An 18,357-nucleotide genomic window follows, 5' to 3' on the forward strand; every position below is an offset into this window, starting at 1 on the left:
GTGCCGCAGGAGCGGGTACAGGCCGCACATGGCGACTGTTGACGTATCCGTGCCTTCCGACGTGACACCGCAGCAGGCCTGGAAGCTGGCCTCGGACCTGAACCGCTTCGACGAGTGGATGACGATCTTCGCGGGCTGGCGCGGGTCGGTTCCGGAGCAGATCGACGAGGGCACCGAAGTCTCGTCACTGATCAAGGTGAAGGGGTTCCGCAACACCATTCACTGGCGGGTGACCAAATACGACGAGCCGCGCACGATCGAGCTACGCGGCACCGGCTGGCCCGCCGTCAGGATCTGCATCACCATGAACGTGGCCGAAGTCGATCAGCGCACGTGCTTTCACCTGATCGCCGACATCTCCGGCGGGGTGCTCAACGGAGCGGTCGGGCGTCTGGTGGCGCGCGTGCTGGAGTCCGATGTGCGCAAATCGGTGTCGAATCTGGCCGCGCTGGCCTGATCGCGTGCCGCTCGGCGCAGATGCGAGTGCGTTCGGCGACAAACCTCTGATTGGTGACGGCTGCGTCACATGATCGCGCTACCGTGCTTACACCCAACGACGGGAGGAAGCCGGGATGGGCGGGTATCGCCAGTTGTTCGACGCCAGCGTCGCTGACGCGGGAGAGTTCTGGGCGCAGGCCGCGCACGCGGTCACGTGGACCCGTGCGCCGCAGCGCATTCTCGACGACAGCAACCCGCCGTTCTACCGGTGGTTCCCCGACGCCGAGCTGAACACGTGCGCCAACGCGCTCGACCGGCACATCGAGGAGCGCGGCGACCAGGCCGCACTGATCTACGACTCTCCGGTCACCGGCAGTCAGCGCGTCTACACCTATCGCGAATTGCTCGACGAGACAGCACGATTCGCGGGTGTACTGCGCAGCCTCGGAGTCGGCAAGGGCGACCGCGTGGTGTTGTACATGCCGATGATCCCCGAAGCGGTGATCGCGATGCTGGCGTGCGCCCGCCTCGGTGCGGTGCATTCGGTGGTATTCGGCGGGTTCGCCGCGCACGAGCTGGCCACCCGCATCGACGACGCGCAGCCCGTCGCGATCGTCTCGGCGTCGTGCGGGGTCGAGCCGACCCGCGTGGTGCAGTACAAACCCATGCTCGACCACGCGCTGGAGTTGGCGTCGCACAAGCCTGATGCCTGCGTGATCGTGCAGCGCGACAAGCACGCCTGCGAGCTGGTCGTCGGCCGCGACATCGACTGGTCTGACGCGATGGCGGCGGCTGTCCCCGCCGATCCTGTGCCGGTGGCCGCCACCGATCCGCTGTACGTGCTCTACACATCCGGCACGACGGGCAAGCCCAAGGGCATCGTCCGCGACAACGGCGGTCACGCCGTCGCTCTGCTGTGGAGCATGCGGCACATCTACGACATCGACCCGGGCGACGTGTTCTGGGCGGCCTCCGATGTCGGGTGGGTGGTGGGCCACTCCTACATCGTGTACGGCCCCCTGATGGCAGGCGCCACCACGGTGCTCTACGAGGGAAAGCCCATCGGCACACCGGATCCCGGCGCGTTCTGGCGTGTGGTGTCCGAGCACGGAGTGAAAGCGTTGTTCACCGCGCCGACCGCGATCCGCGCGATCCGCAAGGAGGATCCGCAGGCCTCGCATGCCGAGCGCTACGACCTGTCGTGTCTGAAGTATCTGTTCCAGGCCGGCGAGCGGCTGGACCCGGACACCTACGCCTGGGCATCGGCGAAACTCGGCGTGCCCGTTGTCGATCACTGGTGGCAGACCGAGACGGGCTGGGCGATCGCCGCCAATCCCATGGGGGTGGAACACCTTCCGCTCAAGCCGGGCTCACCCACCGTACCGATGCCGGGGTACGACGTGCAGATCCTGCGGGTGGACGGTAGCCGGTGCGAGCCGAACGAAGAGGGCGCGATCTGCATCAGCCTGCCGCTTCCGCCGGGAACGCTGCCGACGTTGTGGGGTGACGACGCACGGTACGAGGCGTCGTATCTGTGCGAACACCCGGGCTATTACCTGACCGGCGACGGCGGCTACCTCGACTCCGACGGCTACCTGTTCGTGATGGGCCGTATCGACGACGTGATAAACGTTGCGGGACATCGATTGTCAACCGGGTCGATCGAAGCGGTGCTGGCCGGACATCCCGCGGTGGCCGAATGCGCGGTGATCGGGGTGGCCGATGAGATCAAAGGCCAGGTGCCGCGCGGCTTCGTGGTGTTGAAGGCGGGCGCGTCGGCCGAGGGACTGGCCGAGGAGTTGGTGGCCGCCGTCCGCGAGGAGATCGGTGCGGTGGCGTGCTTCCGGTTGGTCGATGTGGTTCCGGCGCTGCCGAAGACGCGATCGGGCAAGATCTTGCGCAAGACGATGCGTGGCATCGCGCACGGTAAGGACGAGCCGGTGCCGTCGACCATCGAAGACCCGGCCGTGCTGGACACATTGCGCCCGATCCTGCAGGGGTAGGGCGGTGACCGTCACCATCGACGAGATTCACGTCGGTGACTCCGCCTCCGCGTGGCGGGATGCCGGGTTCAGTGTGGATCCCGATTCGGTTGCCCGAGTCGGTGACGTACGGGTGCGTCTGGTCGGAGGAGGATCCGGCATCGTCGGTTGGTCTCTGCGGGGCCTGCCGGTGGACGGTCACGTCGACGGGATCTCGACGACGTCGTCCCGAACCGATGCCCCCGAGCCGGCCGCGCATCCCAACGGCGTGACCGAGATAGATCACGTCGTGTTGTTGTCTCCCAACCTTTCCCGGACCGTCACGTCGCTGTCCGCCATCGGGCTGCAGCCACGCCGAGAACGCGACGCCGAGCTCGGCGGCCAGCCGATGCGGCAGATCTTCTTCCGGCTGGGACCGGTGATCCTGGAGGTCGTCGGCTCCCCCGGCGCGACCGCGGGCGGCCCGTCGTCGTTGTGGGGTATCACGTACGTCGTCACCGACATCGATGCGACAGCGGCGTTCTTCGGAGATCACGCGCTGCGGGTGAAAGATGCCGTGCAGCCGGGGCGACGGATCACCACACTCAAGCATCGCGATCTGGGCATGTCGGTTCGCACGGCGATGATCTCGCCGCCTATTCTCGGCGCATGAGCTCGGAGGTCAGCGAGACGGTTGTCATCCACACCGACGGCGGCTGCCGGCCGAACCCCGGTCCCGGCGGCTGGGGAGCGGTGCTGCGCATGCGCGAACACGTCCGCGAGATGTGCGGCGGCGAGCCTGGTGCGACGAGCAACAACCGGATGGAGCTGACCGCGCCGATCATGGCGCTGGAGGCCCTTACCCGGCCGGTATCGGTGCACCTCTACACCGACAGCACCTATGTCCGGAACGGCATCACCAAGTGGGTTCTCGGCTGGGAACGCAACGGCTGGATGACATCGGCGAAGCAGCCGGTGAAGAACGTCGACCTGTGGCAGCGGCTGCAGCTCGCCTGTGCGCAGCACCGCGTCGAATGGTTCTGGGTGAAGGGCCATTCCGGTGTCGCCGACAACGAGCTGGCTGATCAGTTGGCGACGCGCGGGTTGGAAGAGGCGGTCGCTGCGGCGGCGCTCGCGATCTAGTTATCCACACCATCCGGTTCATCCCAAGCTGAGGTTGAGCCCTCATTTCTGATGCTCCTATCTGTGTTAGGAGTCAAGCGGCGTCAATGTGGTGGGTGTTGAGCCAGTGGCGGTAGGTGGTGGCCAGGGTGTCGTGGCGTTGGAGTCCGCGTTCGAGTCGTGAGATGACGGTGGGCCAGACGCCGAGGTGTTGTGCGGCGCTGGTCAGGGTGATGTTTCGGGCTTGTCGGGTGGGTCTGAGGTCGCTGTAGTCATCGATTGGGCAGGGTGCGGTGAGGTGTTTGAACATCTCGCGGGCGATGGCGCGTTTGAGTAGGCGCAGGACGTCTTTTTTGGATCTGCCGGCGGCGAGTTGGCGGGCGGCGTAGGTGCGGGTGTGTTCGTCGTGAGACCAGCGGACCAGCGCGATGCGGTGCAGGGCGTTGTTGGCGGCTCGGTCTCCGCCGCGGGAGAGCCGGTGGCGGGTGGTTTTGCCGGAGGAGGCCGGGATAGGGGCCACCCCGGCGAGGCGGGCGAAGGCGGCCTCGGAGCGCAGTCGGTCGGTGTTGGCGCCGGCGGTGATCAGCAACTGGGCGGCGGTGTCGGGACCTACCCCGAAGGCGGCGCGTAGCGCGGGGTTCAGGGCGCGGGTCATGGTGTCGAGTTGGGTGGTCAGCTCGCCGATTTGGCGCTCGAGGAACTCGATGCGCTGGGCCAGGGCTTTGCAGGCGGTGAGGACCGCGTTAGTGGTCGGGTCGTGGTGGGCGGTGGGCCGGCAGCGCGCTAACGCCTGCACCAGCCGCAAGGTTGTCGGGTAGCGGCGGTAGCGCTCGCGCAGGTCAGCCGGTGCGGTGACGAGCAGGTCTTTGATCTGCTGGATGGCTGCGCTGCGGGCTTTGATGCCGCCACGGCGGGCGATCAGGAGGGCTTTGAGCGCACCGGTGGTGCGGTCTTTGGGAACTGCTAGACCGTGACCGGATAGCACCGCGCGGGCGGCACTGTAGGCATCCAACGGGTCGGACTTGCCGTGACGGCGCCGAGCGCCGCGGTCGGGCCGATTGACTTCGACGACGTGAATATCGTTGTCCTGCAACGCTTGGGTGAACCCGGCGCCGTAGCTGCTGGTGCCCTCCACCCCGGCAATGAACACCTCCCCGAAGCTTCGGGCCCAGGTGATCGCGACGTAGTAGCCGGTCGGGTTGGTCCTGAATTCGGCATCGCCGAGGGGTTGACCGCTATCGGTCAGTGCTGCGAGGTGAATGGTGTCGAGATGGGTATCGACGCCGATGACGACGCGGCGTGGGGATGTCACGATGGTGGGTGTCCTCTCCGTTTTGCGGCGGTGGGTGACAACCCGGCGGGACGGGCAGACAAGACATTGACGAGGGAACTGTCCAGGCTCCTGATTAAGTCATGTCCGCCCCGCCGGGCTCTCGTTTGCGGTGCCTGACCGCACGGCGCTGGTGAGACAAATCAATTGGAAGACAACCCAACAGGGCATCAGTCGGACCACGAGTCATCACCAACGGCGAACGGCCAAGACCATCTCACCCGAACCCGTTTAACAGAATCAATGTCGGTAGGCCGTCGTAGAATTCGAACATGAGTTCGATCGACGGACTGCTGGATGCACTCGACAGTGTGGTCGAGTCGCTGGCCGAGGTCGATCTCGAGACGCTGGCTCCACCCCGGCGATTCGCGGTCCTGGCGCGGCTGGAAACCGCTCAGCGCATCCAGAGATCGATCTCGCTGTCCGGGGTGGCCACCTTGGAGCAGTTCGAGGGGTGCCCGCCGGTGCCGATCGCGCTGGCTGATGTGGTGCGGATCAGTCCGCGGGAGGCCAAGCGGCGGATCCGGGATGCCGAGCAGTTGGCGCCGCGGCGAGCGTTGACGGGTGAGCCGCTGCCGCCGGTGTTGCCTGAGACGTCGAAGGCCTGGCATGCGGGTGAGTTGGATGGTGAGCATCTGCGGGTGATCCAGAAGTTCTTCCGCGATCTGCCCGACCATGTGGCGCCGATCGACCGGGAGAAGGCCGAACGCACCTTGGCGCAGAAGGCCGCGGCGTTGCGCCCGGATCAGCTGGAGAAGGTCGCCCATCGGCTGGCGTTGCACCTGAATCCCGATGGCACGTTCTCCGATGAGGACCGGGCTCGCAAGCGCGGGTTCGTGTGGTGTGGCGGGCAACAGCTCGACGGCATGAGTGTGGGGCGGCTGGTCGCTGATCCTGAGTTGCGGTCGTTGGTCGACGCCTGGATGGCGAAGTTCGCCGCCCGCGGTATGTGCAATCCGGCCGACGAGACACCCACCACGACGCCGAGCGAGGAGGTGGTCGCGCGGGATGTTCGTAGCCATGGGCAGCGTCAGCACGATGCCCTGAAAGCGTTGGTGCGCGGGGCGCTGGGTGATCCGAAGTTCGGCCAGCACAACGGGTTGCCGGTGACGGTGATTGTCAGTGCCACGCTGCAGGACATCCAGAGCCGAACCGGGCACGGGGTCACCGCCAGCGGCGTGGTCATGTCGATCCCCGAGATCATTCGGCTAGGTGCGCACGCCTACCACTACCTCGCACTGTTCGACGGCCTCGACGGACGGGCGCTGTGGCTGGGGCGGACCAAACGCATAGCCTCCGCGGATCAGCGAATCATGTTGCACGGCAAAGACCGTGGCCGCACCCGACCCGGTTGTGACGCGCCGGGGTATCACAGCGGGGTGCACCACGCAGCCAGGGACTGGAAAAACGGCGGTAACACCGACATCGACGATCTCACGCTGGCCTGCCCACCGGACAATCAACTCGTCGAAACCGGCGGCTGGACCACCCGGAAACTATCCGATGGCAGCACCGAATGGATACCGCCGCCGGACCTCCCGATGCTGCGCGGCGGCACCAACGACTACCACCATCCCGAGCGACTGCTGGGTGACGACCGGCCGCCCGACGGCGCGAACGACGCGGCCTAACTCGGCGACTCCACCTCCACGTCGCCCGGCTCCTTGTCGGGCCGCAGTCCGCGCCAGCTCGGGTGCCGCAACCGGCCGTCGGAGGTCCACTCACCGAAGCGCACCTCGCCGACCAGCTCGGGCCGCACATAGGTCACGCCCTTGGCATCCACTCTGGGAAGTGCTGTCGCGAAGGGTGATTCATCGGTGTGCAGCGGCGCCAGGATCTTCTTGAGTCGCGTCAGCTCCTTGTCGGAGAACCCGGTGCCCACCCGGCCGATGAATCGCAGCCCACCGTCGTCGGGGATGCCCAGCAGCAGCGCACCGATACCGCTCGAGCGCCCGCCATTGCCCTCGCGCCACCCGCCGATCACAGCTTCCTGCGTATTCCAGTTCTTGTCCTTGATCCACGCCGCCGACCGCCGGCCCGGCTGATACGTCGAGTCCCACTTCTTGGCGACGACACCCTCCCACTTCTTCTTGCGGGAGAACTCCAGCGCTTCCGGACCGTCACCGTCGAGCAACGGCGGCACGATGAGATCCGTTCCCTCGGCGAAGGTTTCGAGGATCTTGCGGCGGTCGCGGTACTTGGCCTTCAGCAGCGACCGCCCGTCGAGCCGCAGAATGTCGAACGCCCAGAATTCGATCCGGGTGGCGCGCACCCGGTTCTGCATCTCGCCGAAGTTCGGCACCCCGTCAGCGTCGAGTGCCACGACCTCGCCGTCCAAGATGACATCGTGATCGGCGAGATCGGCTGCCAGCGCACGCAACTGGGGGTAGTCGGCGGTCAGGTCGCGCCCGCTGCGCGATTGCGCCCGGAGCTGTCCGTCGGCGATCTCGACCAGCAACCGATACCCGTCGAACTTGCCCTCGAATGCGTACTGCGCCGCGGTCAGCTTCTCCACCGACCCCAGCGTGGCCAGCATCGGCGAGTAGTCCTGCAACCGGGGAGCCGGCTGTTCCTTCATCCGGTGCGCCAGCCATTGGTCGCCCTTGGTCTGAATCAGGGCATAGCGACCGGAGATTCGTTGGCCGTGCAGATCGACGATCACCTCGCCGCCCTTCTCCGCGCCGGAGTCCCGGAACTTCTCGGCCTCATATGTCCCGGAATCCCAGATGATCACCTTGCCGCCGCCGTACTCCCCCTTCGGGATCTCGCCCTCGAATGTCCCGTACTCGAGCGGGTGATCCTCGGTGTGTACGGCGAGGTGGTTGACCGCCGGGGTGTCGGGCAGATTCTTCGGTACCGCCCATGACACCAGCACGCCGTCGTGCTCCAGCCGGAAGTCGTAGTGCAGCCGCCGTGCATGGTGTTCCTGGATGACGAACGTGTTGTTATTACCGACGGCAGGTGAAGCATGCGGCACCGGCTCGGGTGTCTTGGCCGAATCCCGCATGCTGCGATAGGTAGTCAGCCGATCTTCCCGCGGAACGTCGGCGTCCAGCCCGGCCAGCAGGTCGCCCTGCTCGGCGACCCGTGCCAGCACCTCGTGATACTCCAGGTGCCGCAGCGCGGGATCGCCGATCTCCTCCCACGTGCGCGGGGCGGCCACCGTCGGAGTCTCGCGGCCGCGAAGCGAATACGGCGCGATCGTTGTCTTGGAGCCGTTGTTCTGACTCCAGTCCAGGAAGATCTTTCCGGCCCGCAGGCTCTTGGTCATCGTCGCGGTCACCAGCGTGGGCATGCTCTTCTCGAGCTGTTCGGCCACCCGGCGGGCCACCACCACCGCCCCACTGCTGCTGACCGGATCGGCAAGCGGGGCATACAGATGCATTCCCTTGCTACCGCTGGTGAGCGGGTAGACCGTCAGCCCGATGTCGTCCATCAGCTCGCGCACGGCGTTGGCCACCTCACCCAGCTGCGGCATGGTCACGCCTTCGCCTGGGTCGAGGTCGAACACCAAACGTGTTGCGGGACCGATCTTTCCGTCCGCGGTAAATCGCCACTGCGGTACATGGACTTCCAGCGAGGCCTGCTGCGCAATCCACGCCAACCCCGTCGGGGTTTCGATGATCGGGTAGGTGGTCTTGCCGGACCGGTGGTCCACCGTCGCGCGTTCGAGCCACCCCGGCGCCGAACTGGCCAGCTGCTTTTCGAAGAATGCGGGTTCGTCGACGCCGTTGGGCCAGCGCTTCCGGGTGACGGCCCGCCCTGCGATGTGGGGCAGCATCACGTCGGCGATCGTCGTGTAATACGAGAACACGTCGGCCTTGGTCGTGCCGGTGGCTGGGTAGAGCACCTTGTCCGCGTTGGTGAGCACGACGCGCGGTCCTCGCGTCGCCCCCGGCGGCCACACGTCATTCACCATCCCACGGTAGTACCCGCTGTTACCGTGGACCAGTGATCAGGATGCTGGCGGCGGTGATGCTCATGCTCGTTGCGGTCCTGAGTGCGCCGCCCGCGAGCGCTGATCCCGAGGACCTGGTGCCGGTGTGCTCCGGCGACCAGACGCCGATGAACAACAACTGCCAGATTGCGTCCGGACAACGAGGTCTCATGAATGGCGCCCCCGGCGCCAACCCCGACACCCCGCTCGGGCTCACGCCGCTGAACGAACCCGCCATCTAGCCTCGGTAACTCCGATCGGCCCTGCATACTGGACAGATGCGTTCCATCTGGAAAGGCTCGATCGCATTCGGTCTGGTGAACGTCCCTGTCAAGGTGTACAGCGCCACCGAAGACCACGATCTGAAGTTCCATCAGGTGCACGCCAAGGACAACGGCCGCATCCGCTACAAGCGGGTCTGCGAAGTGTGCGGTGAGGTCGTCGAATACCGCGACATCGCCAAGGCCTTCGAATCCGACGACGGCCAGACCGTGGTGATCACCGACGAGGACATCGCCACGCTGCCGGAGGAACGCAGCCACGAGATCGAAGTGGTGGAGTTCGTGCCCGCCAGTGAGATCGACCCGTTGATGTACGACCGCAGTTACTTCCTGGAGCCCGACGGGAAATCGTCGAAGTCCTATGTGCTGCTGGCCAAAACGCTGGCCGACACCGACCGGGTCGCCATCGTGCATTTCGCGCTGCGCAGCAAGACCCGGCTGGCGGCGCTGCGGGTCAAGGACTTCTCCAAGCGCGATGTGATGGTCATCCATACGCTGCTGTGGCCCGACGAGATCCGCGATCCCGACTTCCCGGTGCTCGACAAAGAGGTCGAGATCAAACCCGCTGAGCTGAAGATGGCCGGCCAGGTCGTCGAGTCGATGGCCGACGACTTCCGCCCCGACGAGTTCCGCGACACCTATCAGGAGCAGCTCCGGGAACTCGTCGCCGCCAAGCTCGAAGGTGGCGAGGCGTTCACCACCGAGGACCAGCCCGCCGAGCTCGACGAGACCGAGGACGTCTCCGACCTGCTCGCTAAGCTCGAGGCCAGCGTCAAACGCCGGCGCGGCGAGGCGGGAGACTCCGAGGACAAAGCGCCCGCGAAGAAGACACCTGCCAAGAAGGCCGCCAAGAAAGCACCGGCCAAGAAAGCCGCCAAGAAGGCGCCCGCCAAGAAGTCCTGACCCGTTCAGGATGTGAATTTTCTGCCGATTCTTCGAACTCGGCACCAAAGTAGAACGTGTTTCAGTTACGTTCCGAAAGGAGCGTCATCAACCGCAGCGGTCTTGTTACGGTGTTCGCCGACAAGGGAAGAGAGACACGTGATACTCGACAAGTTCAGACTTGACGGTCAAGTTGCAGTGGTCACCGGCGCGGGCCGCGGCTTGGGCGCGGCGATCGCCGTCGCATTCGCCGAAGTCGGCGCCGACGTCGTCATCGGCTCGCGCACCCAGTCCGAGTTGGAGTCGGTGGCCGAGCAGATCGAGGCCGTCGGCCGCCGCGCCCACATCGTCGTCGGCGACCTCGCCCACCCCGAGACCACAGCCGAGTTGGCCGGCAAGGCCGTCGAGGCGTTCGGCAAGCTCGACATCGTCGTCAACAACGTCGGCGGCACCATGCCCAACGCACTGCTGAACACGAGCGTCAAGGACATGAAGGACGCGTTCACGTTCAACGTCCTCACCGCGCACGCCCTCACCCTCGCTGCCGTGCCGCTGATGATCGAGCACTCCGGCGGCGGCAACATCATCAACATCACCTCGACGATGGGCCGGCTGGCCGGGCGCGGGTTCGCCGCCTACAGCACGGCCAAGGCCGCCCTCGCGCACTACACCCGGCTGACGTCGCTGGACCTCTCCCCGAAGATCCGGGTCAACGCGATCGCACCGGGCTCGATCCTGACGTCGGCGCTGGAGATCGTCGCCTCGAACGACGCGCTGCGCGACCCGATGGAGAAGGCGACGCCGATGAAACGACTCGGCGATCCGCTCGATATCGCCGCAGCCGCGGTCTATCTCGCCTCCCCGGCGGCCAGTTACCTGACCGGCAAGGTCATCGAGGTCGACGGCGGCCTCATCGTGCCGAACCTCGACCTTCCCATCCCAGACCTGTAAGGAGCACCATGCCCATCCGCGTCGCACAAGTCGGCACCGGCAACGTCGGTATCCACGCGCTCAAGGGATTGATCGCCAATCCGGAGTTCGAGCTCACCGGGGTCTGGGTCTCCTCGGACTCCAAGGCGGGCAAGGACGCCGCCGAACTCGCCGGGCTCTCCGACGCCACCGGCGTCACCGCCACCACCGATCTCGACGAGATATTGGCCGCCAAGCCGCAATGCGTGGTCTACAACGCGCTGGCCGACAACCGGCTGCCCGAGGCGCTCGAGGACTACCGCCGCATCCTGGCCGCCGGCGTCAACGTCGTCGGCAGCGGCCCGGTGTTCCTGCAGTGGCCCTGGGAGGTGATCCCCGAGGAGATGATCAAGCCACTGGAAGATGCTGCCCAGCAAGGTAATTCGAGCCTCTTCGTGAACGGTATCGATCCCGGCTTCGCCAACGACCTAATTCCCCTGGCACTGGCAGGCACCTGCCAGAGCATCGAGCAGATCCGGTGCATGGAGATCCTCGACTACGCCACCTACGACAGCGCCACCGTGATGTTCGACGTGATGGGCTTCGGCAAGCCACTCGACGACATCCCGATGCTGCTGCAGCCCGGCGTGCTGAGCCTGGCCTGGGGTTCGGTGATCCGCCAGATCGCCGCCGGGCTCGGACTCGAACTCGACGGCATCGAGGACATGTACGTGCGCGAGCCCGCACCGGAGGACATCGAGATCGCCGCAGGCACCATTGCGAAAGGCACCGCGGCGGGACTGCGCTTCGAGGTGATCGGCTTGGTCGGCGGTGCTCCGGTGATCGTCGTCGAACACGTCACCCGACTGCGTGAGGACCTGTACCCGGAGTGGCCACAGCCGGCCCAGCCCGGCGGCAACTACCGCATCGAGATCACCGGCGAACCGTCGTACGCGGTGGACGTGTGCCTGGGATCGCCGAACGGCGACCACAACCACGCCGGACTGGTGGCCACCGCCATGCGACTCGTCAACGCCATACCCGCAGTGGTGGCCGCACCGGCGGGCATCCGCACCACGATCGACTTGCCGCTCGTCACTGGCAAAGGGCTGTACGCTCCCTAGGTAGGGAACTGCCAGGAAGGGAATATCGATGCGGCAAAGGCTCCGCTATGTGTTTCCGATCATCATCGCGGCCGGTGCGGCCGCCGGTGCGCTCGCGCCGGTGGCAGTTGCCGACACGACGCTGATCAACCCGACGATTCCCAGCTGTGTGGACACCGGCGGCAGCACCGTCATCGGTGGCCAGACCACAGAGTGCGCTACCCCCGGCAACGTCGAGCTCAACTCGACCCCGGAAGTTCCGGAGGATTTCGCCTACCCCTGGGGTGACGAGTTCTACGGTCCTGCATTGATCTTCGGCGGCCCCGGCCCGGTCAACAACGGCGGCGGCGGAGGCCATGGCGGCGGAGGCCGCTAACAGATCGCACGGCCATACAAGGAGGCCACCATGCAGACCAAGATCGTTCTTGGCGCTCCCCTGCTGATCGCGGTCGCGAGCGTGGTGCTGGCCGTCCCGGCGGCGGCCCGTCCGGCGCAATGCACTGATACCGGCCCGAGCACGACGGTGTGCGAGACGCCCGGGCACGCCGCGATCGTCACGTCACCCAACCCGGCCCTGCAGAATCCGCTGGCCGGCTGGGGCTACGGCGGCTTCGGCATCGGACTGGGCGGCATCTTCATCGGCCTCTGAGCTTTCGGTTACCCTAACTTTTCAGTTTGAGTGACCAGATAGAAAGCTCGGCGGTTGGCACAGGTGACGCGGGCCCGCACTGCGGGCTGGTATCTGCTCGGCCCCGCGTTCGTCGCGGCGATCGCCTACGTCGATCCGGGCAATGTCGCGGCCAACATCAGCGCCGGCGCCCAGTTCGGATTTCTGCTGGTGTGGGTGATCGTCATGGCCAACGTGATGGCCGGACTGGTCCAATACCTGTCGGCCAAACTCGGTCTGGTCACCGGGCGCACCTTGCCCGAAGCGGTTCGGGACCACACCCGCACACCGACCCGCATCGGGTACTGGCTGCAAGCCGAGCTGGTGGCGATCGCCACCGACGTCGCCGAGGTGGTCGGCGGTGCCATCGCACTGCGACTGCTCTTCGGCCTGCCGTTCCTGGTCGGCGGGGTGATCACCGGCGTGGTGTCGCTGATATTGCTGGCCGTGCAGGACCGTCGCGGCCAGCGAGTGTTCGAGCGGGTGATCACCGGCCTGCTGTTGGTCATCGCAATCGGCTTCCTGTCCAGCCTCTTCGTCCGAACGCCGCCGGTCGCGGATGTGGTGGGCGGCCTGCTGCCCCGCTTCGACGGCCCGGAAAGCGTGCTGCTGGCCACCGCCATGCTCGGCGCCACCGTGATGCCGCACGCGGTCTACCTGCATTCCGGCCTCGCCCGCGACCGGCACGGCCACCCCGAGGCGGGCGCCCCGCGGGCCCGGCTGCTGCGGATCACGCGGTGGGACGTCAGCATCGCCATGCTGGTCGCGGGTGCGGTCAACATGTCGATGCTGCTGATCGCGGCGACCAACCTGCAGGGCCGTGACGACACCGACTCCATCGAAGGTGCACACGCCGCTGTCCGCGACGCGCTGGGGCCAGGAGTCGCACTGCTTTTCGCGATCGGACTGCTGGCCTCGGGCCTGGCGTCGACGTCGGTCGGTGCCTACGCCGGGGCGATGATCATGCAGGGGTTGCTGCGTAAGACGTTCCCGTTGCTGGTGCGCAGGCTCGTCACGCTGATCCCGGCGCTGGTGGTGCTGGGCGTCGGCATCGATCCCAGCCGCGCGCTGGTCATCTCCCAGGTGGTGCTGTCGTTCGGGATCCCGTTCGCGCTGGTGCCGCTGATCCGGCTGACCAGCAAGTCCACGCTGATGGGAGCCGATGTGAACAGCCGGGTGACCACGGCGTTCGGCTGGGCTGTCGCCGCGGTGATTACGCTGCTGAACGTGGTACTGATCTATCTGACCCTCACGCACTGACTCGGCTCGATGTCGCCGACCCCCCGGCTCCCCCGGCACCCGTACTTCGCCTACGGGTCCAACCTCTGCGTGCAGCAGATGGCCCGGCGCTGTCCCGAGGCCGCCGACCCCCGGCCGGCGACCCTGGCCGACCACGACTGGCTGATCAACGAGAGGGGCGTCGCGACCGTCGAACCCTTCGCGGGCAGCGAGGTCCACGGGGTGCTGTGGTGGCTGACCGACCACGACCTGGCCACCCTGGACAGCGCCGAAGGCGTCCCGGTGCGTTACCGCCGCGACCGGTTGACCGTGCAGACCGCCGACGGCCCCGCCCCGGCCTGGGTGTACATCGACCACCGCACCGAACCGGGCCCACCCCGGCCGGGCTATCTGGAACGCATCATCGACGGAGCACAACACCACGGCCTGCCACAGCGGTGGGTCGACTTTCTGCGCCGCTGGGACCCCGCACACTGGCCGCGGCCGCTGGCATCGAACAAGACTGGACCACAATCCCTTTCGGAGCTGCTCGCCGATCCGTCGGTCGTCGAGGTGAGCCGGCTGCGGTCGCGGTTCGGGTTCCTGGCCATCCACGGCGGCGGCCTGGAGCAGATGACCGACGTGATCGCCGAACGAGCCGCCGACGCGGCCGGGGCGTCGCTGTATCTGCTGCGCCACCCCAAGGACTACCCGCATCACCTGCCGTCGGCGCGCTATCTCGGGGCCGAATCAGACCGTCTTGCCGCGTTTCTCGATCACGTCGACGTGGCGGTCTCCCTGCACGGGTACGGGCGCATCGGCCGCAGCACCGAGCTGCTGGCCGGTGGCGGCAACCGAGAACTGGCCGACCACCTGGCCGCCCACATCGAGCTGCCCGGCTACCGCATCGTCACCGACCTCGACGCGATCCCCGCCGAGTTGCGCGGCCTGCATCCGAACAACCCGGTCAACCGGGTCAGCGGCGGTGGCACGCAGCTGGAATTGCCGACGCGGGTGCGCGGCATCAGCCCGCGCAGTCAACCACCGAATGCCGATGGCCTGTCCCCCGTGACGTCGGCACTGGTGCAAGGCCTGGTCACCGCAGCGCACGCCTGGGCGCTCTAACCGTCCGGAATACGAACTCCAGCAGTCGAATCGGTTAACGACGACCCCGTCTGGTACGCATCGACCCGACATTGCGCCAGGATCCACCGTGTGGCCGACGTCGACTTCTCGCTGCTGGACCTGCCCCGCGAGACCCCACCGCCGAATCCGGACGCCTATCTGCGCGCGGCGATGGCCTGGCATTTCGGCACCGACACCGGCTCCCCGTACTGGCTGCGGACGGCAGGCCGCCTGGACTTCGATCCGCTCACCGACGTCCGGACTTTCGCCGACCTGCGCCGGTTCCCGAATCTGGTCAACGAATTACGCGACGTCCCGGCGCACGACCTGATCCCGCGCGGCTACGGCACACCGGCGCCGGTTCCGCTGATCTTCGAATCCGGCGGCACGACAGGGGCGCCCAAGCGGACAGCGCAGCTGCCGGACTGGGTGGCGCAGGTGGTCGACTGGCAGACCGACGATTTCTCCTCCGCCGGGTTCGTACCCGGCGGCGGCTTCCTGTGCCTCATGCCCAGCGGCCCGCACGGTGTGGGTTACTTCTCCAGAGCGGTGTCCGCCCGGCTCGGCTCGATCTGTCACACGGTCGATCTCGATCCCCGCTGGGTCAAGAAACTCATCGCCCGTGGCGCAGCGGCCGAGATGTCGGCCTACCTGAACCACCTTCTCGAACAAGCCGAATACGTTCTGCGCAGCCAGCACATCGTCAACCTGCACACCACTCCCCCACTGCTGGACGCGATCGCGCGTAACGACACCCTCACTGCGCTGGTCGGGGACACGGTTCGCTTCATCATGCTCAGCGGTGCGCATGTGGACCCAGACACCCTCGACGTGCTGCGTGACGTGTTCCCGGCCACCGTGATCGCGATGGTGTTCGGCAGCACAATGATCCTGTCGCAGGCCCAAACCAGAACCGCCGGTGAGCGATTCGTGTTCGACCCGCGCAGCCCCTACGTCGTGTTCCGGGTGGTCGATCCGGACACCGGCGAGCCGGTCGGCTACGGCGAACGCGGCCAGGTGGTGATGAACCACATCAGCAAGGGCATGTTCATTCCCAACAACCTCGAGCGGGACACCGCAATCAGGCTGCCCGGCCCCGACGGCCACATCGGCGACTCGGTCGCCGAGGTCGCACCCGTCGACACCCTCGACGGCGAGGCCGTGATCGAGGGCGTGTACTGATCGTGATCGACCTGCCCGGCCTGGTATCGAACGGTGAATACCGTTCCCGCAGAACCGAAATCATTACCGACACCGCCGGGGTACCGGTGGCCGAGCTGAGCCTGGCGCCACCGCTCTACATCGCGCGGACCATCGCAGCGCAGCGCAAGACCACGCCACTGCCCGTCGATCAACGACGGGCCGCGCTGCACAAGGCCGGCGCGGCATTCGTCGGCTCGGTCGCCGGGCTGGACTTCGAATCGTATGTGCGCCTGGCAAGCCGGGTTTCGGGGCTACCGATCGCCGTGACGCGCGCCCAGGCCATCGACGTGAGCGCGGCCGTCGCCGCCGCGTTCGACTCGGTGCTCCCGGCCCGGCCCGTCGGTGCGGTTCCGGATTGGGCGGCGGTGCCACCCGGGCAACCCGGTGCGATCTGGTCGCGACGCGGTGAGGTGTTCGGGGTGCACGCCTCCGGCAATGCGCCCGGCGTCCACGGGCTGTGGCCGCAGGCGCTCGCCTTGGGGTACCGGGTGGCGATCCGGCCGTCGCGGCGTGAGCCGTTCACCGCGCACCGGCTCGTCACGGTGTTGCGGGACGCGGGATTCCGCGACGACGACGTGACCTACCTCCCCACCGACCACGCCGGAGCCGACGAGATCATCAACTCGGCCGACCTCGCCCTGGTGTACGGCGGCGACGACGTGGTCGCCAAGTACAGCGGCGACCCGAAGGTCTTCGTCAACGGTCCGGGCCGCACCAAGATCGTGCTGACGGCCGAGCAGGACTGGCGCAAGCACCTGGACATCATCGTCGACTCGATCGCCCGGCTCGGCGGCATGGCCTGTGTCAACACCACCGCCGTACTCGTCGAGGGTGACGCGGCGGGATTGGCCGCAGCGATCGCGCAGCGGTTGCACACCATCGAGGCACTGCCCGCCGACGACGAGCGCGCGGTCCTACCCACCCAGGCGCTGGCGAGTGCCCAGGCCATCGCGAGACGTGTCGCCGCGCGGGCGGCGGGCAGCACCGCGCTGCTCGGCGCCGACCAGATCGTGGCTGCCTTCGGTGACGGCCGGGCGGCCCTGCGTCCGGCCGTGCATCTGCTCGCCGGCCCTGATCCCGAGAAACTCGGCACCGAGCTGCCGTTCCCCTGCGTGTGGATCGCTCCGTGGGAGCGTGCGGCCGGCATCGCCGTGTTGCGCAATTCGCTGGTGGTCGGCGCGTTCACCGAGGACGACAGCCTGGTGACCGCACTGCTCGACGAGCCCACGATCGCCAACGTGTACCGCGGCCAGGTACCGACCTACTACACGGCGACCGGGCTGCCCCACGACGGCTTTCTGGCCGACTTCCTGATGCGCACGAAGGGGTTCATCAGCCGCGGATGATCTGGGCGGGGTCACACCCATCCAAGCGTTCGGGTGCTCCGAATACCGGATGTGGAACCGACAAGCACCCTCACAGGCCGCCCGACGACCGCGCTGTACCGGACCCGCATCACACAACTGCACAGGTCACCGGTGCACCACCACACCGAGCGCTGCAGCTACAGCTGGTACGTCGACATCGATGACCTGCCGCGGCTGCCCCGGTGGCTGCAGCCCTTCGCCCGCTTCGAGGGCGCCGACCACTTCCACGGGGCGCCTGACGACACCTTGCGCCAGCGGGTCGACGCGGTTCTGGCCGACCATGGCGTCCACCTGCCGGGTGGCCGGATCACCGCGCTGCTCCTGCCGCGCGTGCTGGGCCGGGCCTGCAACCCGCTGAGCCTGTTCTGGTGTCACGACGCCCAGGGCGTGCTGCGCTGTGTGCTCGCCGAGATGCAGTACGGCGGGCGTCGGCACGCCTACCTGCTGCCACCGGGTGAATACACCTCCCCTTTCGACGGGTCGGGCGGCGGCCAGTACGTGATCCAGGCGCCGTTGCCCGACGAGGAAGTGGACCTGCGGATGTCGCTGTTCCGCGACCACGAGACGGCGCTGGTCGCCACGGTTCGTGGCACTCGGCGGCCCGCCACCGCCGCGCAGATCCTGCGGCTGCAGGTGACGGCGCCGCTGGCTCCGCAGATGACCGCGCTGAGCATGCGCGTGCACGACTTCGTGTTGCGGCTGCGCGGCGTCCCGGCGATACCGCGACCCGTCGAGCAGCTGGAACGCTCGCCGCACACCGTGGCCATCCGTCCCGGCTGGACCGCGCAGAAATGTTCGTGGATGCCATCGTGAC

17 protein-coding genes and 1 pseudogene are annotated in these 18,357 nt (G+C 67.1%); 16 read left to right on the forward strand and 2 right to left on the reverse strand.

Translation table 11 applies throughout. The features are described from left to right. Positions 1-28: 28 nt before the first annotated feature. The 4 genes and pseudogenes from D3H54_RS23820 (at position 29) to rnhA (ending at position 3,542) form a co-directional block, all read left to right on the forward strand. Positions 29-457: a type II toxin-antitoxin system Rv0910 family toxin gene (locus D3H54_RS23820; RefSeq protein WP_149381749.1), complete on the forward strand. Its 429-nt coding sequence runs from the start codon at positions 29-31 to the stop codon at positions 455-457. A 109-nt stretch (positions 458-566) separates the two neighbouring features. Next, positions 567-2,441 (forward strand): annotated as a pseudogene (locus D3H54_RS23825) (propionyl-CoA synthetase); the annotation flags it as partial. A gap of 4 nt (positions 2,442-2,445) precedes the next feature. Then, entirely contained in the window at positions 2,446-3,072 is a 627-nt protein-coding gene (locus D3H54_RS23830) for a VOC family protein (protein ID WP_149381753.1), read from the forward strand. Further along, a complete protein-coding gene (rnhA, locus tag D3H54_RS23835; protein WP_149381755.1) occupies positions 3,069-3,542 on the forward strand; it encodes a ribonuclease HI in 474 nt (157 codons plus the stop codon). The genes D3H54_RS23830 and rnhA overlap by 4 nt, the downstream gene beginning before the upstream one ends. 73 nt (positions 3,543-3,615) lie before the next feature. Here the strand turns inward: rnhA and D3H54_RS23840 are convergent, their stop codons facing one another. Beyond that, entirely contained in the window at positions 3,616-4,833 is a 1,218-nt protein-coding gene (locus D3H54_RS23840) for an IS110 family RNA-guided transposase (protein WP_149378412.1), read from the reverse strand. Positions 4,834-5,123: 290 nt separating this feature from the next. Here D3H54_RS23840 and D3H54_RS23845 point away from each other — a divergent pair, with 290 nt between their 5' ends. After that, on the forward strand, positions 5,124-6,482 hold the full coding sequence (locus tag D3H54_RS23845; protein ID WP_149381757.1) for an HNH endonuclease signature motif containing protein: 1,359 nt from the start codon (positions 5,124-5,126) through the stop codon (positions 6,480-6,482). Here the strand turns inward: D3H54_RS23845 and D3H54_RS23850 are convergent. Further along, the gene (locus tag D3H54_RS23850) at positions 6,479-8,770 is read right to left on the reverse strand and encodes an ATP-dependent DNA ligase (RefSeq protein ID WP_149381759.1); all 2,292 of its coding nucleotides are present in this window, start codon (positions 8,768-8,770) and stop codon (positions 6,479-6,481) included. The genes D3H54_RS23845 and D3H54_RS23850 overlap by 4 nt on opposite strands. 41 nt (positions 8,771-8,811) lie before the next feature. Here D3H54_RS23850 and D3H54_RS23855 point away from each other — a divergent pair, with 41 nt between their 5' ends. The 11 genes from D3H54_RS23855 to D3H54_RS23905 all read left to right on the forward strand — a co-directional run bounded on the left by D3H54_RS23855 (position 8,812) and on the right by D3H54_RS23905 (position 18,356). Further along, on the forward strand, positions 8,812-9,030 hold the full coding sequence (locus D3H54_RS23855; RefSeq protein WP_149383711.1) for a hypothetical protein: 219 nt from the start codon (positions 8,812-8,814) through the stop codon (positions 9,028-9,030). Positions 9,031-9,066: 36 nt separating this feature from the next. After that, on the forward strand, positions 9,067-9,972 hold the full coding sequence (gene ku / locus D3H54_RS23860; RefSeq protein ID WP_149381762.1) for a non-homologous end joining protein Ku: 906 nt from the start codon (positions 9,067-9,069) through the stop codon (positions 9,970-9,972). 138 nt (positions 9,973-10,110) lie between these two features. Next, positions 10,111-10,902 carry an SDR family oxidoreductase gene (locus D3H54_RS23865; protein WP_149381764.1) on the forward strand — a complete coding sequence of 264 codons (792 nt, stop codon included), beginning with the start codon at positions 10,111-10,113 and terminating at the stop codon, positions 10,900-10,902. Positions 10,903-10,910: 8 nt separating this feature from the next. Further along, on the forward strand, positions 10,911-11,984 hold the full coding sequence (locus D3H54_RS23870; RefSeq protein ID WP_149381766.1) for an NAD(P)H-dependent amine dehydrogenase family protein: 1,074 nt from the start codon (positions 10,911-10,913) through the stop codon (positions 11,982-11,984). A gap of 28 nt (positions 11,985-12,012) precedes the next feature. Continuing rightward, a complete protein-coding gene (locus tag D3H54_RS31535) occupies positions 12,013-12,339 on the forward strand; it encodes a hypothetical protein (RefSeq protein WP_210419584.1) in 327 nt (108 codons plus the stop codon). 30 nt (positions 12,340-12,369) lie between these two features. Continuing rightward, positions 12,370-12,612, forward strand: coding sequence for a hypothetical protein (locus D3H54_RS23880; RefSeq protein WP_149381768.1), 243 nt, complete (start codon positions 12,370-12,372; stop codon positions 12,610-12,612). A gap of 54 nt (positions 12,613-12,666) precedes the next feature. Then, on the forward strand, positions 12,667-13,890 hold the full coding sequence (locus D3H54_RS23885) for an Nramp family divalent metal transporter (RefSeq protein ID WP_149381770.1): 1,224 nt from the start codon (positions 12,667-12,669) through the stop codon (positions 13,888-13,890). A gap of 9 nt (positions 13,891-13,899) precedes the next feature. Further along, positions 13,900-14,973 (forward strand): poly-gamma-glutamate hydrolase family protein, encoded by a 1,074-nt coding sequence (locus D3H54_RS23890; protein ID WP_149381772.1) that lies wholly within the window; start codon positions 13,900-13,902, stop codon positions 14,971-14,973. Positions 14,974-15,063: 90 nt separating this feature from the next. Then, entirely contained in the window at positions 15,064-16,155 is a 1,092-nt protein-coding gene (locus D3H54_RS23895; RefSeq protein WP_149381774.1) for an acyl-CoA synthetase family protein, read from the forward strand. A gap of 2 nt (positions 16,156-16,157) precedes the next feature. Next, positions 16,158-17,522 (forward strand): aldehyde dehydrogenase family protein, encoded by a 1,365-nt coding sequence (locus D3H54_RS23900; RefSeq protein ID WP_149381778.1) that lies wholly within the window; start codon positions 16,158-16,160, stop codon positions 17,520-17,522. Positions 17,523-17,573: 51 nt separating this feature from the next. Beyond that, the gene (locus D3H54_RS23905; protein WP_149381780.1) at positions 17,574-18,356 is read left to right on the forward strand and encodes a DUF1365 family protein; all 783 of its coding nucleotides are present in this window, start codon (positions 17,574-17,576) and stop codon (positions 18,354-18,356) included. Position 18,357 lies beyond the last annotated feature (1 nt).

The sequence above is a fragment of the Mycobacterium sp. ELW1 genome (assembly GCF_008329905.1).
Lineage (GTDB): Bacteria > Actinomycetota > Actinomycetes > Mycobacteriales > Mycobacteriaceae > Mycobacterium.